Genomic DNA, 24,923 nt, shown 5'->3' on the forward strand with positions numbered 1-24,923 from the left:
GGGTTGCGGGTGGGGTCAGTGGTCGATCAGTGAGGGTGGTGCGACGGGTGGTCGCACACCGTGCCGCCATCTTCGGCGGAGCCGGCATCGCCGTCCATGTCGGCGCGCAAGTCGGCCTGTGGCCACAGCGTGGGCAGGCCGGTCTGGCGGTCGAGCAGATCGCTCAGCCGCCCGCTGCGCAGCAGCGTGGTGGCCTGGGCGATGTCAGGGGCCAGGTAATGGTCGGTGGTCATGGCGGGGCAGTGCTGGCGCAGCAGCGCGATGGTCTCCTCCAGCGCCGGGCTGCTGGCCAGTGGCCGCAGAAAGGCGATGCCCTGGGCCGCGGCCAGCCACTCGATGCCGAGGATGTGCGCGGTGTTGCTCACCATCGCTTGCAAGCGCCGTGCCGCGAAGGTGGCCATGCTCACATGGTCTTCCTGGTTGGCGCTGGTGGGCAGGCTGTCCACGCTGGCCGGGTGGGCCAGGCTCTTGTTCTCGCTGGCCAGGCTGGCGGCGGTGACGTGCGCGATCATGAAGCCGCTGTTCAGGCCCGCGTCGGCGGTCAGGAAGGGCGGCAGGCGCGACACGCCGGCATCGATCAGCATGGCGATGCGGCGCTCGGCGATGGCGCCCACCTCGGCGATGGCCAGGGCCATGCCATCGGCGGCCAGCGCCACCGGCTCGGCGTGGAAGTTGCCGCCGCTGATCATCTCGCCGGTGTCGGCGAAGACGAGCGGGTTGTCCGTCACGGCATTGGCCTCGCGCAGCAGCACCTGCGCGGCGTGGCGCAGTTGATCGAGGCAGGCGCCCACCACCTGCGGCTGGCAGCGCAGGCAGTACGGGTCTTGCACGCGCTCGTCGCCTTCCACATGCGATGCCCGAATGGCACTGCCGGCCAGCAGGGCGCGGTAGATGCGCGCCACGTCGATCTGGCCCGGCTGGCCGCGCAGCGCGTGGATGCGCGGGTCGAAGGGGCCGTCGCTGCCGCGGGCGGCGTCCACTGTCAGCGCGCCCACCACCAGTGCAGCCTCGAACACCGGGCGGAATGCGAACAGCGCATGCAGCGCCAGCGCGGTGCTGGTCTGCGTGCCGTTGATCAGCGCCAGGCCTTCCTTGGCCTCCAGCGCCAGCGGGGTGATGCGCGCCTGCGTCAAGGCCTCGGCCGCCGGCACCGGCTGGCCATCGGTGCCGAGGAAGGCGCCCTCGCCCATCAGCGCCAGGGTCATGTGCGACAAGGGCGCCAGGTCGCCCGAGGCGCCGACCGAGCCCTGGCTGGGCACGTAGGGCACCAGGCCCGCGTTGTGCACGGCCAGCAGGGTGTCGATCACCACCGGCCGCACACCGCTGTGCCCCCGCCCCAGGCTGGCTGCCTTCAACGCCAGCATCAGACGCACCACGGCGGGCTGCAGCGGCTCGCCCACGCCCACGCTGTGGCTGCGGATCAGGTTGCGCTGCAACTGCGCCAGATCGGCCGCGCTGATGCGCGTGCTGGCCAGCTTGCCGAAGCCGGTGTTGACGCCGTACACCGGTGCGTCTCCCGCGGCGGCGGCCTGCACCAGCGCCGCGCTGGCCTGGATGGCGGGCAGCGCCGTGGGGTCGAGCATCAGCCGCAGCGGCCGATCGCCTTCGTTGTGGATGGCCTGCAGCACATCCAGCGTCAGTTCTCCGGGGCGCAACAGCATGCTTACTTGACCATCGGCAGGTTGAGGTTCTGCTCGTGCGCGCAGGCGATGGCCTCGGCATAGCCGGCATCGGCATGGCGCATCACGCCGGTGGCGGGGTCGTTCCACAGCACGCGTTCGATGCGTTTGTCAGCCGCTTCAGTGCCGTCGCAGACGATCACCACGCCGCTGTGCTGGCTGTAGCCCATGCCCACGCCGCCGCCGTGGTGCAGGCTCACCCAGGTGGCGCCGCCGGCGGTGTTGAGCAGCGCGTTCAGCATCGGCCAGTCGCTCACCGCGTCGCTGCCGTCCTTCATGGCCTCGGTCTCGCGGTTGGGGCTGGCCACGCTGCCGCTGTCGAGATGATCACGGCCGATCACGATGGGCGCCTTCAGCTCGCCCTTGCGCACCATCTCGTTGAAGGCCAGGCCGGCGCGGTGGCGCTCGCCCAGGCCGATCCAGCAGATGCGTGCCGGCAGGCCCTGAAAGGCGATGCGCTCGCCGGCCATGTCCAGCCAGCGGTGCAGGTGTGCGTCCTCGGGGAACAGCTCCTTCATCTTGGCGTCGGTCTTGCGGATGTCCTCCGGATCACCACTCAGCGCCACCCAGCGGAACGGCCCCTTGCCGCGGCAGAACAGCGGCCGGATGTAGGCCGGCACGAAGCCGGGGAAGTCGAAGGCGCTCTTCACGCCTTCGTCGAAGGCCACCTGGCGGATGTTGTTGCCGTAGTCGACCGTGGGCACGCCCATCTGCTGGAAGGCCAGCATGGCCTGCACATGCTGTGCGCAGCCCTGGGCGGCAGCGGCCTTCAGCGCGGCGTGCTGTGCCGCATCGGCGCGGGCGGCCAGCCATTGCGCCACGCTCCAGCCCGGCGGCAGGTAGCCGTTGACCAGATCGTGCGCGCTGGTCTGGTCGGTCACCAGGTCGGGCTTCGGGCCACCGGCCTGGGCGCGCTTCACCAACTCGGGCAGCACGTCGGCGGCATTGCCCAGCAGCGCGATGCTGATGGCCTTGCCCTCGGCCGTGTAGCGCTGGATGCGGGCCAGCGCGTCGTCCAGGTCGCTGGCCTGCTCGTCCACATAGCGGCTGCGCAGGCGGAAGTCGATGCGCGACTGTTGGCACTCGATGTTCAGCGAGCAGAAGCCGGCAAAGGTGGCGGCCAGTGGCTGCGCGCCGCCCATGCCGCCCAGGCCAGCCGTCAGGATCCATTTGCCTTGGGCTTGACCGGCGTAGTGTTGGCGCGCGGCCTCGACAAAGGTTTCATACGTGCCCTGCACGATGCCCTGGCTGCCGATGTAGATCCAGCTGCCGGCGGTCATCTGCCCGTACATCATCAGCCCGGCGCGGTCGAGCTGGTTGAAATGCTCCCAGGTGGCCCATTTGGGCACCAGGTTGGAGTTGGCGATGAGCACCCGTGGTGCATCGGCATGCGTGCGGAACACGCCCACCGGCTTGCCGCTCTGGATCAGCAGCGACTCGTCTTCCTTCAGCTGCTCCAGGCTCTTGAGGATGGCCTCGAAGCAATCCCAGTTGCGCGCCGCCTTGCCGATGCCGCCGTAGACCACCAGCGCATCGGGGTTCTCGGCCACCGCGGGGTCGAGGTTGTTTTGCAGCATGCGGTAGGCCGCCTCGATCAGCCAGTTCTTGCAATGCAGCGTGGTGCCGGTGGGCGCTTTCACCGGGCGGGGCTGGGCGATCTGGCGCTGGGTGGACAGGTCGGTCATGGGGGTGGCCTAGGCAGTGCGGAGTGGCGCCAATGTACTTGTCTAGACAAGCCAAGGCAAGTAGCATGCCGGCCAGACCGATCCACGCAAACCCGCATGCCCGCCCGACCGCCATCGCCGCGCCCTGCCCGAAGTCCGGGTCAGGCGTTGGCGCCCTATGCCCAGGTCAAGCACTTCCTGCGCGATGCGCTGGCCAGTGGCCAGTACCCACCCGGCACGCTGATGCCCAGCGAGGCCGAGCTGGTGCAACGCTTCGGCGTCAGCCGCATGACCGTGGGTCGCGCGCTGCGCGAGCTGGTGGCCGAGGGCCTGGTGGACCGCGTGCAGGGCGTGGGCACCTTTGCGGCGCAGCTGGGCAAGGTGGCCTCGCAGCTGATGATCCGTGACCTGCATGAAGAGATCACCCAGCGCGGCCACCACCACCGCGCCCAGGTGCACCTGGCGCGGCAGGAGGCGGCCAGCGCCGGCGTGGCCGCGCAGCTGGGGCTGGCGGCCGGCGCACCGGTGTTCCACACACTGATCGTGCACCTGGAGAACGAGGTGCCCCTGCAGTGCGAAGACCGCTACGTGAACCCCGCGGCCGCGCCCGGCTACCTGGGCGTGGACTTCACGCAGACCACGCCCACGCATTACCTGCTGGAGGTGGCGCCGCTGTGGCAGGCCAGCTACAGCATCGAGGCGGCGCTGCCCACCGCGCGCGAGGCCAGGCTGCTGGGCATTGCCGCCAGCGAGCCCTGCCTGGTGGTGGTGCGCCGCACCACCAACGCGCAGCACGCCATCACCGCGGCGCGGCTGGTGCATCCGGGCAGCCGCTACCGCGTGCAGGGGGAGTTCGCGCCATGAGTGGGCACATGGCCTTGACGGATGCCCGCGGCTGGCAATGGCTCGCCGTGGACCCGGTGCCGCCCGAGCCTTGGCGCAACGGCGGCGGCCGCACGCGCACGTTGTTCACCTGGCCCGGCGGCGGGGGGGCGGACTGGCAGCTGCGCGTCAGCGTGGCCGACATCGAGCGCGACGGCCCGTTCTCGGCCTTCGACGGCGTGCGCCGCGGCTTCGCGGTGCTGCAAGGGGCCGGCGTGCAACTGCAGTTCGGCGCGCAGCAGCGCAGGCTCACGGTGGACAGCGAGCCGTTGCACTTCGACGGCGCCGACGCGCCCGGCTGCACGCTGATCGGCGGCCCCACGCGCGACCTGAACCTGATGCTGCGCGGCCTGGACGGTGGTCTGCTCACTGCGAGGCCGGGTGAGGCCTGGATGCCCCCGCCCGGCACCTGGGCCGCCTGCCTGTGCACCGCCAGCAGCCGCCTGCACCTGGGTGAGGACTGGCTGGACGCGCCGGTGCTGGGCCTGGCCATCGCGGCGCCTGCCGGCGTCGGCCCGTGCGCCGCGCTGCGCTGGACCCCGATCGACCCCGCTGCCCGCGCCTGCTGGCTGTGGGCCCAGCTGCCCGAAAGCCCATCCCCCACGCCATGAACGCTCCCGCCACACCGCTCACCCTGTGGCGCCACGCCCGGCTGGCCACGATGGATGGCGCCACGCCCTACGGCTGGCTGCCCGATGGCGCGCTGCTGACGCAGGGCGACACGCTGCGCTGGGTGGGCCCGATGTCGGGCCTGCCGGCCGATCTGCGCGGCCACATCACCGACGAGGTGGACCTGGGCGACCGCCTGGTCACGCCGGGCCTGATCGACGCCCACACCCACCTGGTCTATGCCGGTGACCGGGCGCGCGAGTTCGAGCGGCGGCTCCAGGGCGCCACCTACGAGGAGATCGCCCGCGCCGGTGGCGGCATCCGCTCGACCGTGGCCGCCACCCGCGCCGCCAGCGAGGACGAGCTGCTGGCGCTGGCACTGGCCCGCGCCCGGCAGTTGCTGGCTGAGGGCGTGACCACGCTGGAGATCAAGAGCGGCTACGGCCTGGATGCTGACACCGAGGCGCGCTGCCTGCGCGTGGCGCGCCGCGTCGGATCGGCGCTGGGCGTCACCGTGCGCAGCACTTCGCTGGGCGCGCATGCGCTGCCACCCGAATACGACGGCCGCCCCGACGACTACATCGACGCCGTGGCCGCCTGGCTGCCCGCCCAGGCCGCCGCCGGCCTGTTGGATGCGGTGGATGTGTTCTGCGACACCATCGGCTTCACGCCGGCGCAGACGCGGCGCGTGTTCGACGCCGCCCGCGCGCTGGGCCTGCCGGTCAAGCTGCATGCCGAGCAGCTGAGCAACCAGGAAGGTGCGGCGCTGGCCGCCGGCTATGGCGCGCTCAGCTGCGACCACATCGAGCACCTGTCGGCCAGCGGCATCGCGGCGATGGCGCAGGCGGGCACCGTGGCCATGCTGCTGCCCACGGCCTACTACTTTTTGCGCGACACCCACCTGCCGCCGGTGCAGGCGCTGCGCGAGGCCGGCGTGCCCATCGCCGTGGCCAGCGACCACAACCCCGGCTCGTCGCCCGGCCTGTCGCTGCTGCTGGCGATGAACATGGCCTGCACGCTGTTCCGCCTGACGCCCGAGGAGGCGCTGGCCGGCACCACCGTGCATGCCGCGCGCGCGCTGGGCCTGCAGGCCACGCACGGCCGCCTGGCGGCCGGCTGCCGCGCCGACTTCGTGGCCTGGAACCTGAACCACCCGGCCGAGCTGAGCTACTGGTTCGGCCACCGGCCCGCGCAGCGCGTGGTGCTGGGTGGCCGCAGCGTGAGCAACGATTAGGAGACAGCCCCATGTTCCCACCCGCCGAACCGGTGTTCCGCCTGCACCGCGGCAGCGCGCCGCTGCTGCTGAGCCTGCCGCATGTGGGCACCCAGCTGCCCGCCGCGCTGCTGCCCCGCCTGGTGCCGCGTGCCCGGCGCGTGGAAGACACCGACTGGCACCTGGAGCGCCTGTACGCCTTTGCGCAGGAACTCGGTGCCAGCGTGCTGGTGCCCCGCTACAGCCGCATCGTCGTCGACCTGAACCGCCCGCCCGAGAACGTGCCGATGTACCCCGGTGCCAACAACACCGAGCTGTGCCCCACGCGCTTCTTCACCGGCGACACGATCTACCAGAGCGGCCAGGCGCCCGATGAGACCGAGGTGCGCCAGCGCGTGGACGCGTACTGGCGGCCCTATCACCAGGCGCTGTCTGACGAGCTGGCGCGGCTGAAGGCGGCGCATGGCCACGCCGTGCTGTTCGACGGCCACAGCATCAAGGACCGCTTGCCCTGGCTGTTCGAGGGCAAGCTGTGGGATCTGAACCTGGGCACGGCCGACGGCCGCGCCTGCGCGCCCGGCCTGCAGGCTGCGGCACAGGCGGTGCTGGCCGGGCAGCAGCGCTTCACGCACATCACCAACGGCCGCTTCAAGGGCGGGCACATCACGCGCCACTACGGTCAGCCCGGCCAGGGCGTGCATGCGCTGCAGCTGGAGATGTGCTGGGGCTGCTACATGGACGACGACACGGCCGAGCCACCGTTCGCCTACCGCGAAGACCGCGCAGCCGAGGTGCAGCCGGTGCTGCGCCAGCTGCTGGGTGCGCTGGTTGCATGGCGCCCGGAGGTCTGACATGACCGCCAGGCTACTCTGGGCGCCGCACGCCTGGCTGCCCGAGCGCGGCTGGGTGGCCGATGTGCTGCTCACGCCCGGCCGCGATGGCCTTTGGCAGTCGGTGCAAGCCGGCGTGGCTCAGCCGCCTGAAGGTGCCACCGTGCTGCCCGGCCCGGTGCTGCCCGGCCTGGTGAACGCGCACAGCCACGCCTTTCAGCGCGCTTTCGCCGGCATGGCCGAGCGGCGCGAGGCCGCGCAGGACGACTTCTGGGGCTGGCGCGACCGCATGTACGCGGTGGCCAACCGCATCACGCCGGGCCAGCTGCAGGCCGTGGCCAGCCAGCTGTATGCCGAGCTGCTGCAAGGTGGCTACACGCACGTGCTGGAGTTCCACTACCTGCACCACGCGCCCGACGGCACGCCCTGGCCCGAGCCGCTGGCCATGGCCCAGGCGCTGGCGGCCGCGGCGCAGGCCACCGGGATCGGCCTGACCCTGCTGCCGGTGCTGTACCAGCGCGCCGGCTTCACGCAGCCGGCCTTGCGGCCCGACCAGCGCCGCTTTGCCACCACGCCGGCCAGCGTGCTGGCCATGCGCGACGGCGTGCGTGCCTGGGGCCTGCCCGGTGTGACGGCGGGCGTGGCCATCCATTCGCTGCGCGCCGCGTCGCCTGAATCCATCACCGCACTGCTGCGCGGCTGCGATGGCGGCGATGGCCCGATCCACATCCACATCGCCGAGCAGACGGGTGAAGTGAGCGACTGCCTGGCCGCCACCGGCCAGCGGCCGATCGAGTGGTTGGCCGGCCATGTGCCGCTGGATGCGCGCTGGCAGCTGGTGCATGCCACCCACGCCACGCCAGCCGAGATGGACGCCGTGGCCGCCGCCGGTGCCGGCGTGGCGATCTGCCCCAGCACCGAGGCCAACCTGGGCGACGGCATCATCGACCTGCCCGGCTGGCTGTCGCGAAACACCGTCATCAGCATTGGCTCCGACAGCCATGTGGCGCGCCATTGGCCGCACGAGCTGCGTGCGCTGGAGACCAGCCAGCGCCTGGCGCTGCGCCAGCGCAACGTGGCCGCCGCGCCCGAGCAGGGCCAGCCGGCCACCGCCGCGCGCTTGTTCCACGACAGCCTGACCGGTGGCGCCGCGGCGGCCGGCATCCGCACCTGGGGCCTGCAGGCGGGTGCCCGGGCCGATCTGCTGGTGCTGGACAGGGCCGCGCCGGGCTTGCTGGGCGTGCCGCTGAGCCATGCGCTCGACGGCCTGGTGTTCGCCGCCGATGCCCCGGCCTTCAGCCAGGTGTGGGTGGCCGGGCAATGCCGGGTGCGCGAGGGCCGGCATGTGCAGGCCGGCGCGCTGGCAGCGGCCTATGTGGACGCCATGCAGGCCTTGGCGGCGTGAGGGTGTGAGGGCGTGACGGTGCTGGCGCGGCCAGGGCGGCCGCCCTGCCCGCCCCCCGCCGATCACTCGGGCTCGATGCCCGCGGCCTTGATCACCTTGCCCCACTTGCGCGACTCGTCCTGCTGGAACTTCGCCAGCGCATCGGGCGTGGTGGGGAAGGCCTCGCCGCCGCTGGTCTCGAAGAAGGCCTTGGCGGCGGGCGACTTCAAGGCGTTGGCCAGCAACTCGTTCAGCCGCGCCACCACCGGGGCCGGCGTGCCGGCCGGCACATAGGCCGCGAACCAGTAGCCCATGTCATAGCCCTTGACGCCGGCTTCGCTGATGGTGGGCACCTCGGGCAGCATGGCCAGCCGCCTGGCGGTGGACACGCCCAGCGCACGCAGCTTGCCGGCCTTGATCTGCGGCACGCCGGTGGAGGTGTCGGTCACCATCAGGTCGATCTGGCCGCCCAGCAGGTCGGTGATGGCCAGCGGGTTGCTCTTGTACGGCACGTGCAGCAGCTCGATGCCGGCCATCTGCTGGAACAGCTCGCCCGCCACGCGGCTGGACGAACTGCCGCTGCCGAAGCTCAGCTTGCCCGGCTTGGCCTTGGCAGCGGCCAGCACATCGGCCACGCTCTTGTACGGCGAGGCCGGGTTGACCACCATCACCTGCCCGCCCTTGCCCAGGCCGCTGACCGGGGCGAAGTCCTTCACCGGGTCATACGGCAGTTTCTTGTAGAGGTGCTCGTTGGCCGCGTGCGTGGTGTTGGTGGTGATCAGCACGGTGTGGCCATCGGCCGGGGCGCGTGCCGCCGCCTGGGCCGCCAGCATGCCGCTGGCGCCGGCGCGGTTGTCCACCACCACGGCCTGGTGCGTCTGCTCGCTGACCGACTGTCCCAGCGCCCGCGCCAGCTGGTCGGTGGCGCTGCCCGCGGCAAAGGGCACGATGAAGCTCAGCGGCTTGGCCGGGTAGGTCTGCGCCTGGGCCTGTGTGGGCGCTGCCATCAGCGGCAGCAGCGCGGCGGCCAGGGCGATCAGGCGTCGGCGGGCAAGGGTGAGGTGCATGCGGGTCTCCGGTCGGGTGTTGTTGTCAGGGGCGTGGCGGCCGGGGCGCGCCGGGCAGGCCGACCAGGTGGCTGGCCAGCGTGTCGGGCACGTTCAGCGGCAGGTCCAGCAGCAGGAAGGACAGCGCCTTGCCGTGGCTGTCGAGGTTGAGCGAGTCGTTGACGCCGCCATCCAGCACCTCGTCGAGCACGAAGTTCATGGCCTGCAGGCGCGGCAGCAGGTGGCGCGTGACGCGCGTGGGGCGGCGGTGCGCAAAGGCCTGCGCCACGGCCACCTCGGTGATCTGCTCGACCAGCAGCGGCCACAGCGCCGGGTGCCAGGCGATGACGCTGATGTTCGAGCGGTTGCCCTTGTCGCCGGTGCGGCCGTGGCCGGCGTGGTGCAGCGGCACGGTGATCATGCGGCGCCCTCCGCGGCCTGTGCGGCACCGTCGGCCGGCACGAAGTGGAAGCGGGCCTGTACCTGCTCGCGCGGCAGCAGGCACGACACCGTGCCCAGCCGGGGCCGCAGCGCGGTGCGCACACCGCCGCCGCCGGCCGGGCCGCAGCAGTACAGGGCCGTCACCTCGCGGGTCAGCCGCTCGGCGGCGGCACGGTCGGCGTGGTTCAGCGCCACGCGCAGGCGCACGTCGCGCGCCTCGCCCGTGGGCAGCGCGGCCAGGCGCTGGCCGGCATCGTCGTTGAATAGGCTGGCCACGCCGATCAGGTCGGCACGCAGCGGGCCCAGCCCGGCCAGGCGCTCGCGCAACACGTCGGCGGCCAGGCGGGCTCGGGCCTCGGCCCGCGCGCCGGCATACGAGATCTCGCCTTCGGCCAGCCAGCCGGTGGCATGGAACACGTTGACCTTCAGCGTGTCCGGGCGGGCCTGGCCGCGCACGCCGGTCAGGCGCACGCGGTCGGGGCCGGTCTCGCACACCTCCGCCTCGGTGATGTCGGCCACCACGTCGGGCGTCAGGTAGGCCGCCGGGTCGTGCAGCTCATACAGCAGCTGTTCCTTCACGGTGTGCGCGTCCACGCGCCCGCCGGTGCCCGCCGGCTTGGTGAGGGTGCAGTGGCCGTCGGCGTCGATCTCGGCGATGGGGTAGCCCAGCGTGGCCAGGCCCGGCACGTCCTTGAAGCCGGGGTCGGCGTAGTAGCCGCCGGTGACCTGGGTGCCGCATTCCAGCAGGTGGCCGGCCATGGTGGCGCGGGCCAGGCGGTGCCAGTCGTCACGCGCCCAGCCGAAGTGCGCCAGCGCCGGGCCCACGGTGAGCGAGGGGTCGGCCACGCGGCCGCACACCACGATCTCGGCACCCGCGCGCAGCGCATCGGCGATGGCCTCGGCGCCGAGGTAGGCATTGGCCGAGACCGGTTGCAGGTCGGCGTCGGCGCCTGCGGCACGCAGCGCGGTGGCCAGCGCCGCGCGATGCGCCGGGCCGCTGACGTCGTCGCCACTCACCACCGCGATGCGCGGCGGCGCCAGGCCCAGCTCGCGCGCCAGTGCGTGGATGCACCGTGCGGCGCCGGCCGGGTGGGCCGCGCCGAAGTTGCTGACGATGCGGATGCCCGCGGCCAGGCAGCGTGCCAGCACCGGCCGCAGCAGTTCGGGCAGCAGGGGCTCGTAGCCGGCGTCGGGATCGGCGTGGCGTGCCAGCTGGGCCAGCGCCAGCGTGCGCTCGGCCAGGGTCTCGAAGATCAGCACGGCCGGGCCGCCGGCGGCGATCAGCGCATCCACCACCGGGCCGGCAGCGTCGGTGCGGTCGCCCGAGAAGCCGGCAGCGCAGCCCACGCGCAGCAGCCCATGGCGCTGCGGCGTGGCGGGGGTGGGCGGCATCGCGCTCGGATTCATGGCCGGCAATGTAGGCAGGCCGTGGTAATTTGTGAAATCGAAAGTTCGACTGGACTGATCTGAAATGCAGATGAATGTGTCGCTGCGCCACCTGCGTGCGTTCCTGGCGCTGGCTGAGCACCAGCGCTTCACGCGCGCCGCCCAGGCCTGCCACCTGTCGCAGCCGGCCTTCAGTGCCCTGGTGCGCCAGCTGGAGGACGCCGTGGGCGCCCGGCTGTTCGACCGCAGCACGCGGCATGTGGCACTGAGCGCCGAGGGCCGCGACCTGCTGCCCGGCGCACAGCGCGCGGTGGCCGAGTTCGATGCCGCGCTGGGCGGCGTGCGCGAGCGGGCCCTGCGCGAGCGCGGCCGCGTGTCGGTGGCCCTGCTGCCGTCGCTGGCGGCCGGCTGGCTGCCGCAGGTGCTGGCCGGCTTTCGCGACCGGCATCCGGGGCTGGAGCTGCAGGTGGCCGATGTGCTGTCGGAGCCCTGCATCGAGCGCGTGAAGAGCGGCCAGGCCGATCTGGCACTGGCCGCCACGCGCGCCGAGACACCCGAGCTGCAGGCCGAGTGGTTCTGCAGCGATCGCTTCCACCTGGTGTGCCGGGCCGACCATCCGCTGGCGCGCCAGCGCCGGCTGGCGCCGGCCGATCTGGCGGCGCATCCCTTCGTGCACCTGTCGCGCACGTCCAGCGTGCGCCAGTACGTGGATGCAGCCATGCACCCGCAACCGCTGCCTGCGGCCATCGAGGTCGATCAGCTGGCCACCGTGGCCGGCATGGTGCGCGCCGGGCTGGGCATCAGCGTGGTGCCGGCGCTCACGCTGTACCAGTTCGGCGGCCCAGAGCTCGTGACCCGGCCGCTGAACTGGCCCGGGCTGGAGCGCAGCCTGTACCTGGTGCGGCGGCGCGACCGCGCGCTGTCGTTCGCGGCCCAGGCCTTCTACGACTGGGTGATGGCGCGCCGACCCGCTCCGCCGCGCATGCGCCGGCGCCTGTCCACGCCGGGACAGCCGCGCGCGGCGCTTTCCGGCACAACGGTGGCTGCGGCCGTGCGCGCCGACACCTGACGAGGAGACGAATGGAATTCGACGATGTGATCCAGGGCCGCCGCAGCATCCGCGGCTACCTGAAGAAGCCGGTGCCGCAGGCGCTGATCCGCGAGATCCTGGCGCTGGCCATGCGGGCGCCCACCTCGCTGAACACCCAGCCCTGGAACTTCTATGTGGTGGCCGGCGCGGTGCTCGACCGCATCCGGCAGGGCAATGTGGAGCGCAACCTGGCCGGCGTGCCCGATTCACGCGAGTTCCGCATGGGCCCCGGCTACGAAGGCGTGCACCGCGAGCGCCAGATCGGCATTGCCAAGCAGCTGTTCGCGGCGATGGGCATTGCGCGCGAGGACAAGGCCGCGCGGCAGGACTGGGTGCTGCGCGGCTTCCGCCAGTTCGATGCGCCGGTGTCCATCGTGGTCACCTACGACCGCTCGATCCAGGGCAGCGACATCGCGCCCTTCGATTGCGGCGGCGTCGTCAACTGCCTGGTCAATGCCGCCTGGTCGCGCGGCCTGGGCTGCGTGATCAACAGCCAGGGCATCATGCAGTCGCCCGTGGTGCGGGCCGAGGCCGGCATCCCCGACGACCAGGTGATCCAGACCTGCGTGGCCATGGGCTGGCCCGACGACAGCTTTCCGGCCAATGCCGTGGTGTCGCAGCGCAAGTCGGTGGACGAGGCGGCCGTGTTTCGGGGCTTCGACGACTGATGGGCGGCGGCTGCCCGCCGCCACATCCCACGTCGATCGACGCGCACCCTGCCCGACGCTGCTGGCCGCTGCCGACAGCCCGATCACTGCCCCATCACAGGGCCATCACCGGCCCATCACCGGCCCGAAGGTCTCGTAGCGCGTGCCGTTGAAGCGCTGCGGCCGCATGCGTTCCACCGGGGCGAAGTCGTCGGCCGAGGTCTTGAGGTTCACGCCGGGGTACTGCATCGGCAGGGCCGTGTCGAGCGATGCGGCCACCTTCATGATGTTCTCGCGCGTGAGGTTGTCGCCGGCCTTCTTCAGCACCTCCACCATGGCCTGGGCGATCACCTGGCCGCTCACATACAGCATGTCGGTGGGATCGGCGCCGGGGTTGTACTTCTTCATCCAGGCGGTGAAGGCCGCCACCTCGGGCGTGTTGGCCTGCTCCAGATCGGCCGGGTCGCGCAGGTAGGTGCAGGTGATGATGCCGATGGAGTTCTCCAGGCCCGCGGGCTTGAGCGTGGAGGACACCGCGCCCGACACGCTGGCCAGGTAGTGCACCGGCTTCCAGCCCAGCTCGGGCAGCTTGCGGATGGCCTGGGCCGCGAACTTGGGCGTGGTGATGTTGAAGAAGGTGTCGGCACCGGTGGCCTTCAGGCTCACCAGTTGGCTGTCCACCGTGGGGTCGGTCACTTCATAGCTCTGCTGGCCTACCACCATGGTCTTGGCCTTGTCGCCCAGACCGTCGAGAAAGCCCTTCAGGTAGTCCTTGCCGAAGTCGTCGTTCTGGAACAGCACGGCGATCTTGGCGCCGGGCTTGTTCTTCAGGATGTGCTCGGCGTAGATGCTGCCCTCGGTGTGGTACGACGGCACGATGCCCATCGTGTACGGGAAGTTCTTGGGATCGTTCCAGCGCGAGGCGCCGCTGCTGACGAACAGCTGCGGCACCTTCTTGGCGTTCAGGTACTTCTGGATGGCGGCGTTCTGCGGTGTGCCGAGCGCCCCGCCGATGAACAGCACCTCGTCCTGCTCGACCAGCTTGCGCACCGCCTCCACGGTCTTGGCCGGGTTGTAGGCGTCGTCCATCGAGATCAGCTTGAGCTTGCGGCCGTTGACGCCGCCCTCGTCATTGACTTTCTGGAACCACGCGGCAATGGCCTTGCCCTGCGCGCCATAGGCCGAGGCCGGGCCCGAGTACGGGATGGTGTGGCCGATCTTGATTTCCGTGTCACTGGCGCCGGGGTCGTACTTCTTCTGCGCCTGTGAGACGCCGGGCAGAAGGGCCGAGGTGGCGGCCGCGGCGATGGCCAGCAGGTGGGCGCGCCGGGTGGTACGGACGGGGTGCGACATGGGTGGGTCCTGTGCGTGGTGGGAACCCCCATTGGGAGACGCGCGGCCGGCCGGCGTCTGTCACCGGTGTGGCCGCTCACCCTGGGGATTGCCCGCGCGCGGGTTGTCCCTGGGAGAGCCGTCCCGGCCTCAGCCGGCGGTGACGGCGATGCCGCGGATCTGGCCTGCTTGCGGCGCGGCCTGCGGCCGCGGGTAGCGCTGCGGATCGAAGCGGTGCAGCAGCTCGGCCTCGCGCGCGCGGGCCAGCGCCACGTTGGCCAGCTTGACATGGCCGTAGCCGCGCATGGCCAGCGGCACGGCGGCGATCTGGGTGGCCAGGGCCTGATTGCCGGGGGTCAGGCCTTGGGTCAACTCGGCCAGGCGGGACTCGAACTGTTCGATCAGCGCGCGTTCCATGCGGCGCTCGTCGGTGCGGCCGAAGATGTCCAGCACGGTGCCGCGCAGGCGCTTGCCGTGGGCCAGCACACGCATGGCTGGCAGCAGCCAGGCGCCCAGACGGATCTTGCGTGGTGGCTGGCCGTCACGGCCGCGGCTGAGCAGCGGCGGTGCCATGTGGAAGGCCAACTGCACATCGCCGTCGAACTGCTCGTGCACGCGGCGCATGAAGCGGCCGTCGGTGTACAGGCGCGCCACCTCGTACTCGTCCTTGTAGCTCATCAGCTTGGCCAGGCTGCGCGCGGCGGTGCGGGCCAGCGGCAGGCTGGCGTCGCCGCCCTGCGCCACGAGGGCGCGCTCGGCCTCGGCCACGCGCTGCACGGTGGACGCGTAACGTTGCGCCCAGGCGGTGTTCTGCCAGGCGGTGAGTTCGTCGATGCCGCGTTGCAGCAGCTGCTCGAACGGGGCATCGCCGTCGGTCGTGGCTTGGGACGCCGCATCGCCGTCGCGCAGTGCCTGCAGACCGGCGGCATCGGCGGCGGCCAGGCGGCCGAGCGCCAGCGCGGCCAGGTTGGCCGGCACGGCCACGCCGTTCAGCTCGATGGCGCGGGTCAGCGCCGCCAGGCCCACCGGCACCAGGCCGCGCTGCCACGCATAGCCCAGCGCCAGGATGTTGCTGGTGATGGTGTCGCCCAGAAACTCCTCGGCCAGGGCCTGGGCGTCGAAGGTTTCCACCTGCGCGTCGCCGGCCACATGGCGCAGCTTGGCCAGCAGGTCGGGGATGCGCAGACTGGCGTCGGGGTTGCGCAGCGCATCGGCCACTGGCACCGGGTGGGTGTTGGCCAGGATGCGGGTGCGGCCGTGGCGCACGGTCTGCAGCGCGTCGGGCGAGGCGCCCACCACCAGGTCGCAGGCCAGCAGGGCATCGGCCTGCTGGGTGTCGATGCGCACCTGGTTCAGGCGCTCGGGCACATCGGCCAGGCGCACGAAGCTCAGCACCGAGCCGCCCTTTTGCGCAAAGCCCATGAAGTCCAGCACGCTGGCGCGCCAGCCCTGCAGGTGGGCGGCCATGGCGATCACCGCGCCCACCGTCACCACGCCGGTGCCGCCCACCCCGGTGACCAGCAGGTCGTACGGCGCGGCCCACACATGCGGTGCCGGTTGCGGCAGCGCGGCCACGCGCTGGTGCAGCGCGTCCAGGCCACCACCCAAGGCGCCGACACGCTTGCGCGGCTGCCCGCCGCTGACGCTGACGAAGCTGGGGCAGAAACCATCGGCGCAGCGGTAGTCCTTGTTGCAGCTGCTCTGGTCGATCTTGCGCTTGCGGCCCAGCGGGGTTTCGTGCGGCAGCACGGCCACGCAGTTGCTCTGCACGGTGCAGTCGCCGCATCCCTCGCACACGGCCTCGTTGATGAACAGGCGGCGCGGCGGATCGGCCAGCTCGGCCTTCTTGCGGCGGCGGCGCTTCTCGGCGGCGCAGGTCTGCTCGTAGATCAGCACGGTGACGCCGGGCACCTCGCGCAGGCGGCGCTGCACGGCGTCGAGCTCGGCGCGGTCATGGAACTGCGTGCCGGCCGGAAAGCGCTGGCGGTGGCCGTCGTACTTGGCGATGTCGTCGCTCACCACCACCACCTGCTTCACGCCCTCGCTCTCCACCTGGCGGGCGATGGCGTCCACGCTGATCTGGCCGTCCACCGGCTGGCCGCCGGTCATGGCCACGGCGTCGTTGAACAGGATCTTGTAGGTGATGTTGGCGCCCGCCGCCACGGCCTGGCGCACGGCCAGGTAGCCCGAGTGGTAGTAGGTGCCGTCGCCCAAATTCTGGAAGATGTGCGGCGTGCGGGTGAAGCGCGCGTGCGAGACCCAGTCGACGCCCTCGCCGCCCATCTGGATCAGACCGGCCGTGCTGCGTTCCATCCAGTTGGCCATGAAGTGGCAGCCGATGCCGGCACGCGCGGTGCTGCCGTCGGGCACGCGGGTGCTGGTGTTGTGCGGGCAGCCGGCGCAGAAGTAGGGTGTGCGCTTGACGCTGTCGGCGGCATTGCTCAGCAACGCCGGCGGGGTGAAGTCGCGCACATGCTGCGCGATGTCGTCGAAGGCGGGTGTGCCGGCGCAGTGGGTGCGCAGCCAGTGCGCCACGATCTCGATCAGGCGCGAGGGGCGCAGCTCGCCCAGTGCCGAGATCAGCGGTCTGCCCTGCGCGTCGTGCTTGCCGACGATGGCCGGGCGGGCTTCGGCCGGGGCGTTGTAGAACAGGCTGCGCAGCTGGGTTTCGACCACGGCGCCCTTTTCCTCCACCACCAGCAGCTCGCGCAGGCCGGCGGCAAAGGCCTGCATGCCGGTGGCTTCGAGCGGAAAGGCCAGGCCCACCTTGTACAAGCGCACGCCGGCCTCGGCCAGCTGCGCGGGCGTGATCGCCAGGCGGCGCAGCACCTCCATCAGGTCGTGGTGGGCCTTGCCGCAGGTGACGATGCCCACATGCGCCTGCGGGCTGGCGATCAGCTCGCGGTCGATGCGCAACACCTGGCTGAAGGCGGCCACGGCGGCCAGCTTGTCGGCCATGCGCGACTCGATGCGCAGGCTGGGCAGGTCGGGCCAGCGGTAATGCAGGCCGTCGGCCGGGTACTGGTAGCCGGTGCTGTCCTGCACGGCCTGGCGGGTGCGGGCCGGGTGGCCCCAAGCAGCGGCGCGCTGCTGCACCTGATCCAGATCGACCGTGCAGCCGCTCTCCACCACCTCCGACAGGGCGGCCAGCCCCACCCAGGCGCCCGAGAAGCGCGACAGCGCCCAGCCGTACAGGCCGAACTCGAGCATCTCGCCCACGTCGGCCGGCTGCAGCACCGGCATGCCCCAGGCCATGAAGGCGTGGTCGCTCTGGTGCGGCATCGACGACGAGACGCAGCCGTGGTCGTCGCCGGCCACCACCAGCACGCCGCCGTGCGGCGACGAGCCGAAGGCGTTGCCGTGCTTGAGCGCATCGCCCGCGCGGTCCACGCCCGGGCCCTTGCCGTACCACAGGCCGAACACGCCATCGGCCGTGCGCTCGGGGTCGCTTTCCACGCGCTGGGTGCCCAGCACCTGGGTGGCGGCCAGTTCCTCGTTGATGGCGGGCTGGAACACCAGGCCGGCTTCGGCCCAGCGTTGGCCGGCCTTCCACAATGCCTGGTCCACCATGCCCAGTGGCGAGCCGCGGTAGCCGCTGACGAAGCCCTGCGTGGCCAGGCCGGCGGCGGCATCGGCCTGGCGTTGCATCCACATCAGCCGCACCAGGGCTTGCGTGCCGGTGAGGAAGACCACGCCCTGCGTGGCCCACAGGTTGTCGGCCAGGCGGTAGTCGGGGCGCTGGATCGCGGGAGCGTCAGCGGATGGGGCCGCTGGGGCGTGGACATCGTTCATGGCGCGGAAGTTTGACCTTCCAGGCCAGGAACGTTGTTCTTATCTTTGCTGCTGGCGGGATCTCTCGGAGAACGGTGTTCTCTCCAGAAAGCAAAGAAGGGGCCGAAGCCCCTTTGGATGGATGCTGCGCTGCGTCACACCACCTTGAACACGCTGACCAGCTGGGCCAGCTGCCCGGCCTGCTGCTTCAGGCTCTCGGCGGCGGCGGCGCTTTCTTCCACCAGCGCGGCGTTCTGCTGCGTGACCTGGTCGAGCTGGCTCATCGCATCGCCCACCTGGCCGATGCCGGCCGACTGCTCGGTGGTGGCTTGCGAGATCTCGCTGATCAGCTGGCTGACGCGCTGCACCTGGCCCACGATGGCCTGCATCGACTCGCCGGTGTCGTTCACCTGCCGGGTGCCGGCCTCCACCTTGTCGACGCTGGCGCCGATCAGGCTCTTGATCTCGCGCGCGGCTTCGGCCGAGCGGCCGGCCAGGCTGCGCACCTCGCTGGCCACCACCGCGAAGCCGCGGCCCTGCTCGCCGGCGCGGGCGGCTTCCACCGCGGCATTGAGCGCCAGGATGTTGGTCTGGAAGGCGATGCCGTCGATGACGCCGATGATGTCAGCGATCTTGCGCGACGAGGCCGAGATCTCCTGCATCGTGGACACCACCTGGGCCACCATCTGGCCACCCTGGGTGGCCGACTCGGAGGCCTCGCGGGCCAGGGTGTTGGCCTCGGCCGCCGTGGCGGCGCTGTTGCGCACCGTGTCCGACAGGCTCTCCATCGAGGCCGCCGTCTGCTGCAGGTTGCTGGCCTGCTCTTCGGTGCGCTGGCTCAGGTCGGCATTGCCGGTGGCGATTTGCGCGCTGCCGGTGGCGATGCTGTCGCTGCCGTGGCGCACCTGGCTCACCATCCGTGCCAGGCTGTCGCTCATGCGGCTCAGGGCCTGCAGCAGCTGGGCGGTCTCGTCGCCGCCCGTGGCCGCGACCCGGATGCTGAGATCGCCTTCGGCCACGCGCTCGGTGACTTGCACGGCGCGGGCCAGCGGCAGGGTGATCGAGCGGGTGATCATCACCGCCGCGCCGATGCCCAGGGCCAGCGCCACCGCCGCCATGCCGTACAGCACGGCGCGGGCACGGTGGTAGGTGTCGGTCGAGGCCTGATCCTGAATGCCGGCGAGCTTGACGTTGTAGTCGAACCAGCGGTTCAGTGCGGCGTAGGCCGCCTCGTAGGCCTTTGTACCGTCGGTGGTCATCAGCGTGGTGGCCTCGGCCTGCTTGGACAGTTCAGCGCTGGTCTGGCGCGAGACCGGGCGGATCTTCTCCCACTGCGCGCGGTAGGCGACAAAGCTGCTGCGAGCCTCGGTGAGCCCCTGGCGGTCGGCGTCGTCCGAGACCAGTTCCTTCTCGTAGCGCTGGAACAGGCCTTCCACGTCCTTGGTGAGCCGGGCCAGTTCGGCCTCGACCTTGTCCTGCTCCTTGTTCTCGCCGACCAGCACGTGGCGGTACTCGTTGCGGCGCAGGTCACCCAGGCGCATGCCGATGCGGCTTTGCACCTCGGCGGAGGGTAGGAGGTTGGTCGCGTAATCGTGTGCGTTGTGGGCCAGGGCAGCCATCTGCCAGGCCGCGACGACCGTGATGGCGCACAGCAGCGCCAGCACCAGCCCAAAGCCCAATTTGAGACGGGCACCGATCTTCAGGTTGTTCATCGTGGTGGGCCCTTGGGCCAGCTGGAATCCGTGGCAGCCAGGGCTGCCACGCGCCCGGGTCCGGGCGCTTAGCCCAGTTTTCGGCGGCGCCTGCCACCACTTGAGACCGACTTCGGTGATGGATTGCGCAGGCTGTCAGCGGCCGCCCCGCCGGTGGCCCTGCCCGTCAGTCGCCGGCACGTCGCGGCGTGCCGCTGTAGCGCGCCACATAGGCCGCATGCTCGGGCAACTGACCCAGCGCCCGATCCACCTGGCCGCGCACCTCGCCGAGAAAGCCGCTCAGTTCGGCATCGCCCATCAGGTCGGCCACCGGGTGGTACTGCTGCGGCACGATGCCCTGGCCCAGCATCACCTGGATCCACGAGTTCTCGGCAAACAGCTCGTTGGGCGCGCGGAACACCCGCGCGGTCTCGCGGAACAGGTCGATCTTGTGGCGCAGCGAGGCCGGCACGTCCATCGTGCGGCAGCGGCGCCAGAAGTCGACGTCGTCGCGGTTCGTCACGTGGTAGTGCAGGATGATGAAGTCGCGGATGTGCTCCATCTCGTTGCGGCACTGGGCGTTGTATTCGTCGATGTCGGTCTGGCGGATGCCGTGCTGCGGAAACAGCTGCATCAGCTTGAGCACGCCGCGCTGGATCAGGTGGATGCTGGTGGATTCCAGCGGTTCCAGGAAGCCGCTTGAGAGACCGATGGCCACGCAGTTGCGGCGCCACACCACCTCGCGCTGGCCGGGCGTGAACTTGATGACGCGCGGCTTCGTCAGCACCTCGCCCTGCACCTTGCCCAGCAGCGTGGCGCCGGCCTGGTCATCGGCCAGCTCGCGGCTGCTGTAGACCAGGCCGTTGCCCACGCGGTGCTGCAGCGGAATGCGCCACTGCCAGCCGAACTCGTGCGCGATCGACCGGGTGTAGGGCACGGCCGGGCCGACCGAGGCCGTCTGCACCGCCACCGCGCTGTCGCAGGGCAGCCAGTGCGACCAGTTCTGGTAGCCCACGCCCAGCGTCTGGCCCAGCAGCAGCGAGCGGATGCCGGTGCAGTCGATGAACAGGTCGCCCTCGATCACCGCGCCGTTGTCCAGGCGCAGGGCCTGGATGTCTCCGGGCTCGCCTTCCGGCGCACCCGGTTCAGGCGCCGCCTGGCGCACCTCGACGATCTTGCCCTCGATGCGCTGCACGCCATGCTGCTCGCTCATCTGGCGCAGGAACTTCGCGTACAGCGAGGCATCCAGGTGGAAGGCGTAGTTCAGGCCGTTGCGCGGCAGGTGGGCGAAGCGGCTTTCCTCGGCGGCGCGCAGCTCCAGGCAGTAGGCGCCGAACTCGGCGGCCAGGCCGCGCGCGCGGCCCTTCAGCCAGAAGTGCTGGAAGCCGGCGGTCCAGTGGTCCTTGCCGGTCAGGCCGAAGGAGTGGATGTATTCCTCGCGCACGTTGCGCCAGTTCTCGAAGCGGATGCCCAGCTTGAACGTGGCCTGCGTGGCGGCCATGAACTCCTGCTCGTTGATGCCCAGCAGCTCGTGGAAGGTGAGCAGCGTGGGGATGGTGGCCTCGCCCACGCCCACGGTGCCGATCTCGTCGGATTCGATCAGCCGGATGTCCAGCAGCCGGCCCAGCGTCTTGCTGATGCACGCGGCCACCATCCAGCCGGCGGTGCCGCCACCGGCGATGACGATGCGGCGGATCGGCTTCAAGGTACGCGTGTCTGGCGTGTTGGCGGTCATGGCTTGTCTCGGGATCGGTCTAGGTCTCGGTCAGCGCGTCAGTCGCTTGATCAGCTGCTGGCGCAAGGCTTGCGCGCCAGTGGCATCCATCGGCGCCAGCACGCTGCGGGCATGGGGCGGGATGTGGGCGGCCGTGTCGGCGGTGGCATCGAACACGTAGTGGTTGAACAGCGCGCGCCAGGCCTCGCGCTGCGCGGGCGGCAGCTCGCGCAGCGTCAGCAGCGCATGCAGCAGCGTGGCCATCGGCGAATCCATTTGCTCGGGGCTTTGCCGCCACCAGTAGTTCACCAGCACGTTGAAGGGCTCCAGCGCCTCCACCTGGTGCCACCACAGGCTGGGGATGAAGATGGCGTCACCCGGGCCCATCTCGGCCACCTGCGCCACGGCCAGCGCGTTGGCAAAGCGCGGGTGGCGCTCGAAATCCGGCGCGGCCATGTCCACCAGGCTGATGGCCTGGCCGGCGGGCGTGAGGTCCAGCGGGCCGACATACAGATCGCCCACGGCCTCGGGCGGGAACAGCGTGAAGCGCCGTCGCCCGGCCACCACGCAGGCGATGTTGTCGGGCAGGTCGAAGTGCGCGGCGATGCGCGTGCGGTTGCCCAGCCAGATGCTGACCAGCGGATCGCGCGCCTGGAAGGCCGGATCGCTCAGGTCGTTGGCGGCGCGGAAGCCCGGCAGGCAGGTGTCCACCGAGGTGGAGCCCACGTACAGCGCCGGGGGCGGCGGCGAGCCGGGCGGCACGGCGGCCAGCTGCATCAGCGCATCCAGCACGCGGCCCAGGCGCCCGCCCTCGCGGCGGAAGTTCAGGCCGGTGAGCGTGTCGTTGTAGAAGAAGCGGCCGCCGATCTCGGGCTGGCCCAGCAGCACGCCCACGGCCGATTCGGCGCCGAAGCCGCGCAGGTAGTCGGCCGCCGCGCGGCCGCCTTGCAGCCCGGGCTGCAGGGCCGCCTGCGTGATGGGCCAGTGCGCCACCATGCCGCGCAGCAGCAGCGGCTGGGTGCTGGTGAGCACGTCTTCGGGCAGCGCATCGGCGCGCAGCCCGTGTAGCTCGCGCATCGGGTTCATGGCGTGCGGGCTCGTGGCGTCAGGCCAGGCCGGTGAGGCGCCGCTTGCGCCGCTCGATCAGCGCCGGGAACTGCGCGGTGGACGCCAGCACCATGTAGATCAGTGCCAGGTGGCCGGCATGGTGCAGCGCGGTGAGCGCGCGGCCATCCAGCGCCGCCAGGCGCTCTTCATGGATGGTGAAGTAGCCGGCCAGGCGGTTGACGCTGCCGTCGTCGTCGGTGACGTCGAGCACGAAGGACTCCAGCAGCTCGTGGCCCAGCAGCGCGTCGATGAAGCCGGGCAACTGTTGCACGCCTTCGTGCAGCGCGCCCAGCAGGCCGGTGATGCGCTCCAGGTAGGGGCTGGGCTGGCCAAGTGCGTCGAACACCGGCTCGCCGTGCGTGTGGCTGACGCGCGGATGCGCCAGGTCGACATGCACATTGAGCTGTTCGCCATGGGGGCCGCCGCGGCCGATCAGGAAGGGCTGGCGTTCCACGCTCATCGGCAGGCAGGGCGCGTCCCAGCCATTCAGGCCCAGGAACAGGTTCTGCCCAGGCTCCAGGCCGAACAGCGCCACCGGCTGGTAGCCGCCCATCGCGCCGTCGGCGGTGGGCTCGAACACGATCGGGTAGCAGGCCTGCACCGCGCGGAACTCGGCCGGCACCACCAGGGCCGACATGGCCTCGTCGCCCCAGGCCGCGCCGCGGCTGGTGAGGATGCGCAGGTGGGCGTGCTGGGCGGGGTCGAGCGCAACGGCTTGGGTCATGGCGGGGGGGCGATCAGTCGTTCAGGGAGGGCGAAGGCGCGGCGATCAGGCCGCGCGCAAGGCCTGCAGGCCGTGCTGGCGGATGTGGGCGATCAGCGTGCGGTTGTCGGGCAGGCCGGCCAGCATGCGGCGGGCCAGTTGCGCGGCCTCGGCAAAGCGGGCCTCGGCCAGCGCCGGCGGCTCGGGACGGCGGGTGGGCCTGGCGGCGTCTGGCCGGAAGCCCATGCCGTACAGCACGTACTGCCAGCTGGCCGACGGAAACACCTCTTCCACGCGCTCGAAGTCGTGGCGGTACGGCGGGCGGCTGCGCCACAGCTGCAGTTGCTCGCGCAGGCGCTCGGGCCAGGTGGCGGTGTCGCGGTGATCGGCCCAGTAGCGGCTGCCGGCGGCGTCGTCGCGGCGGCTGAGCACATAGTGCAGCTTCAGGAACTCGATCACGCGCTGCCAGCGGTGCTCGAAGCGCTCGTTGAAGCGGCGAGCCACGATGTCCATGTCGCCGCGCGTGGCCGGCATCTCGTCGCAGATCATCGTGGCCGACAGTTCCACCAGGGCCAGCGCCGAGGCCTCCAGCGGCTCGATGAAGCCCGAGGACAGGCCCACGGCCACGCAGTTGTGCTGCCAGAAGCGTGCGCGGTGGCCGGGCTCGAAGCGGATGGCGCGGGGCGCCAGGCCCTGGGCCACGGCCGGGCCGGCGGTGGCGCGCACATGGTCCAGCAGGGCCTCGGCGGCCTGCTCGTCGCGGGCATGCGTGCTGCTGTAGACATGGCCCACGCCGCGGCGCGTGGGCAGGCCGATGTCCCAGATCCAGCCATGCGGGCGGGCGGTGGCGATGGTCTGCGACGCAATCGGCGCCTCGGGCTGCGCATAGGGCACCTGCAGCGCCAGCGCGCGGTCATTGAACAGCACGTCGCGCGCGCTGCGCAGCGGCACGCCGTAGTGCTGGCCGATCAGGCGCGCGGCCAGGCCCGAACAGTCGATGAACAGGTCGCCGCGCACCTCGCCCGAGCCATCGCCCGCGCCGCGCGTGACCAGGGCAGCGATGTCGCCTGCCACCTTGCCAACGGGTGCGCCTTCGGTGTGGCAGCGCACCGACAGCACCTCGTCGACGATGTGGTGCACGCCCAGGCGCTGCACGGCATGGGCGCGCAGCGCCAGGCCGAACTTGCCGGCATCGAAGTGGTAGCCGTAGTTGGCCACCGCCGCGTACTCGGGCGTGGCCGCCTGCTTGGGCGCGCGGCCGGCATCGCACAGGGCGGGCTGGTGGCTCACCCGGTGGGCGAAGGGCATGTCGGCATGGCGCGCCAGCCAGCACCCCACCAGGTCGACATCGCCATGGCCCTGCGGCAGCGAGAAGGGGTGGTGGTAGATGTCACCGGGCGTGCCGTCCACCCAGCCATCGAAGCGCGAGCCCTGCTTGAACGACGCGTCGCAGTCGCGCACCAGCGTGTCCTCGGGCAGGCCGATGCGGCGCAGCGTGTCGCGCATCGTCGGCCAGGTGCCCTCGCCCACGCCGATGGGCGGCAGTTCGCTGGATTCGACCAGCGTGACGCGCAGGCCGTCGGCGTCGGCCGCACGGTGCTCGGCGGCGATCAGGCCGGCCACCAGCCAGCCGGCCGAGCCACCGCCCAGCACCACCACGTGGCGGATCGCGTCGTTCACGGTCGAGCCCATCGGAGAACCGTCATGCAGCCACTGTAAACGGGCCGGCGGCCA

General features: G+C 71.3%; 19 protein-coding genes. 7 read left to right on the top strand and 12 right to left on the bottom strand.

Annotated features, from left to right (window positions below):
- Positions 1-26 precede the first annotated feature (26 nt).
- The gene (gene hutH / locus AACH10_RS21760; RefSeq protein ID WP_341412626.1) at positions 27-1,661 is read right to left on the bottom strand and encodes a histidine ammonia-lyase; all 1,635 of its coding nucleotides are present in this window, start codon (positions 1,659-1,661) and stop codon (positions 27-29) included.
- A 2-nt stretch (positions 1,662-1,663) separates the two neighbouring features.
- A complete protein-coding gene (gene hutU / locus AACH10_RS21765; protein ID WP_341412627.1) occupies positions 1,664-3,364 on the bottom strand; it encodes a urocanate hydratase in 1,701 nt (566 codons plus the stop codon).
- 96 nt (positions 3,365-3,460) lie between these two features.
- Between hutU and hutC the strand changes: the two genes are divergently transcribed.
- The 5 genes from hutC to AACH10_RS21790 are packed head-to-tail and all read left to right on the top strand — an operon-like array spanning position 3,461 to position 8,282.
- Positions 3,461-4,207 (top strand): histidine utilization repressor, encoded by a 747-nt coding sequence (gene hutC / locus AACH10_RS21770; RefSeq protein ID WP_341412628.1) that lies wholly within the window; start codon positions 3,461-3,463, stop codon positions 4,205-4,207.
- An 8-nt stretch (positions 4,208-4,215) separates the two neighbouring features.
- Positions 4,216-4,836 (top strand): HutD/Ves family protein, encoded by a 621-nt coding sequence (locus tag AACH10_RS21775; RefSeq protein WP_341412629.1) that lies wholly within the window; start codon positions 4,216-4,218, stop codon positions 4,834-4,836.
- Complete coding sequence (hutI, locus tag AACH10_RS21780) at positions 4,833-6,068, top strand: imidazolonepropionase (protein WP_423228644.1); 1,236 nt, start codon at positions 4,833-4,835, stop codon at positions 6,066-6,068. The genes AACH10_RS21775 and hutI overlap by 4 nt, the downstream gene beginning before the upstream one ends.
- Before the next feature lie 11 nt (positions 6,069-6,079).
- Positions 6,080-6,898, top strand: coding sequence for an N-formylglutamate deformylase (gene hutG / locus AACH10_RS21785; protein WP_341412630.1), 819 nt, complete (start codon positions 6,080-6,082; stop codon positions 6,896-6,898).
- A gap of 1 nt (position 6,899) precedes the next feature.
- Positions 6,900-8,282 carry a formimidoylglutamate deiminase gene (locus tag AACH10_RS21790; RefSeq protein ID WP_341412631.1) on the top strand — a complete coding sequence of 461 codons (1,383 nt, stop codon included), beginning with the start codon at positions 6,900-6,902 and terminating at the stop codon, positions 8,280-8,282.
- Positions 8,283-8,344: 62 nt separating this feature from the next.
- Here the strand turns inward: AACH10_RS21790 and AACH10_RS21795 are convergent, their stop codons facing one another.
- Genes AACH10_RS21795 through AACH10_RS21805 form a run of 3 tightly spaced genes read right to left on the bottom strand, consistent with a single transcriptional unit; the run spans position 8,345 to position 11,140 of the window.
- Complete coding sequence (locus AACH10_RS21795) at positions 8,345-9,328, bottom strand: Bug family tripartite tricarboxylate transporter substrate binding protein (RefSeq protein ID WP_341412632.1); 984 nt, start codon at positions 9,326-9,328, stop codon at positions 8,345-8,347.
- A 25-nt stretch (positions 9,329-9,353) separates the two neighbouring features.
- The gene (locus tag AACH10_RS21800) at positions 9,354-9,728 is read right to left on the bottom strand and encodes an AtuA-related protein (RefSeq protein ID WP_341412634.1); all 375 of its coding nucleotides are present in this window, start codon (positions 9,726-9,728) and stop codon (positions 9,354-9,356) included.
- Positions 9,725-11,140 carry an acyclic terpene utilization AtuA family protein gene (locus AACH10_RS21805; protein ID WP_341412635.1) on the bottom strand — a complete coding sequence of 472 codons (1,416 nt, stop codon included), beginning with the start codon at positions 11,138-11,140 and terminating at the stop codon, positions 9,725-9,727. The genes AACH10_RS21800 and AACH10_RS21805 overlap by 4 nt, the downstream gene beginning before the upstream one ends.
- An 85-nt stretch (positions 11,141-11,225) precedes the next feature.
- On the opposite strand from AACH10_RS21805, the gene AACH10_RS21810 reads away from it, so the two are divergent.
- Both AACH10_RS21810 and AACH10_RS21815 read left to right on the top strand, forming a co-directional pair.
- The gene (locus AACH10_RS21810) at positions 11,226-12,203 is read left to right on the top strand and encodes a LysR family transcriptional regulator (RefSeq protein WP_341412851.1); all 978 of its coding nucleotides are present in this window, start codon (positions 11,226-11,228) and stop codon (positions 12,201-12,203) included.
- An 11-nt stretch (positions 12,204-12,214) separates the two neighbouring features.
- Positions 12,215-12,892, top strand: coding sequence for a nitroreductase (locus AACH10_RS21815; RefSeq protein WP_341412636.1), 678 nt, complete (start codon positions 12,215-12,217; stop codon positions 12,890-12,892).
- Between the two features lie 105 nt (positions 12,893-12,997).
- Here the strand turns inward: AACH10_RS21815 and AACH10_RS21820 are convergent, their stop codons facing one another.
- From AACH10_RS21820 to AACH10_RS21850, 7 genes are all read right to left on the bottom strand, one after another.
- Complete coding sequence (locus tag AACH10_RS21820) at positions 12,998-14,224, bottom strand: ABC transporter substrate-binding protein (protein ID WP_341412637.1); 1,227 nt, start codon at positions 14,222-14,224, stop codon at positions 12,998-13,000.
- A 129-nt stretch (positions 14,225-14,353) separates the two neighbouring features.
- The gene (locus AACH10_RS21825) at positions 14,354-17,995 is read right to left on the bottom strand and encodes an indolepyruvate ferredoxin oxidoreductase family protein (RefSeq protein WP_341412638.1); all 3,642 of its coding nucleotides are present in this window, start codon (positions 17,993-17,995) and stop codon (positions 14,354-14,356) included.
- Positions 17,996-18,129: 134 nt separating this feature from the next.
- Positions 18,130-19,686 carry a methyl-accepting chemotaxis protein gene (locus AACH10_RS21830; RefSeq protein ID WP_341412639.1) on the bottom strand — a complete coding sequence of 519 codons (1,557 nt, stop codon included), beginning with the start codon at positions 19,684-19,686 and terminating at the stop codon, positions 18,130-18,132.
- Positions 19,687-19,852: 166 nt separating this feature from the next.
- Positions 19,853-21,400, bottom strand: a complete 1,548-nt coding sequence (locus AACH10_RS21835) for a tryptophan halogenase family protein (protein WP_341412640.1) — start codon at positions 21,398-21,400, stop codon at positions 19,853-19,855.
- Positions 21,401-21,430: 30 nt separating this feature from the next.
- The gene (locus AACH10_RS21840) at positions 21,431-22,465 is read right to left on the bottom strand and encodes a cupin-like domain-containing protein (RefSeq protein WP_341412641.1); all 1,035 of its coding nucleotides are present in this window, start codon (positions 22,463-22,465) and stop codon (positions 21,431-21,433) included.
- A gap of 19 nt (positions 22,466-22,484) precedes the next feature.
- A complete protein-coding gene (locus AACH10_RS21845; protein ID WP_341412642.1) occupies positions 22,485-23,210 on the bottom strand; it encodes a SapC family protein in 726 nt (241 codons plus the stop codon).
- 45 nt (positions 23,211-23,255) lie between these two features.
- Positions 23,256-24,881, bottom strand: a complete 1,626-nt coding sequence (locus tag AACH10_RS21850) for a tryptophan halogenase family protein (protein WP_341412643.1) — start codon at positions 24,879-24,881, stop codon at positions 23,256-23,258.
- Positions 24,882-24,923 lie beyond the last annotated feature (42 nt).

It is taken from the genome of Pseudaquabacterium inlustre (genome assembly GCF_038066595.1).
Taxonomy (GTDB): Bacteria; Pseudomonadota; Gammaproteobacteria; order Burkholderiales; family Burkholderiaceae_C; genus Pseudaquabacterium; species Pseudaquabacterium inlustre.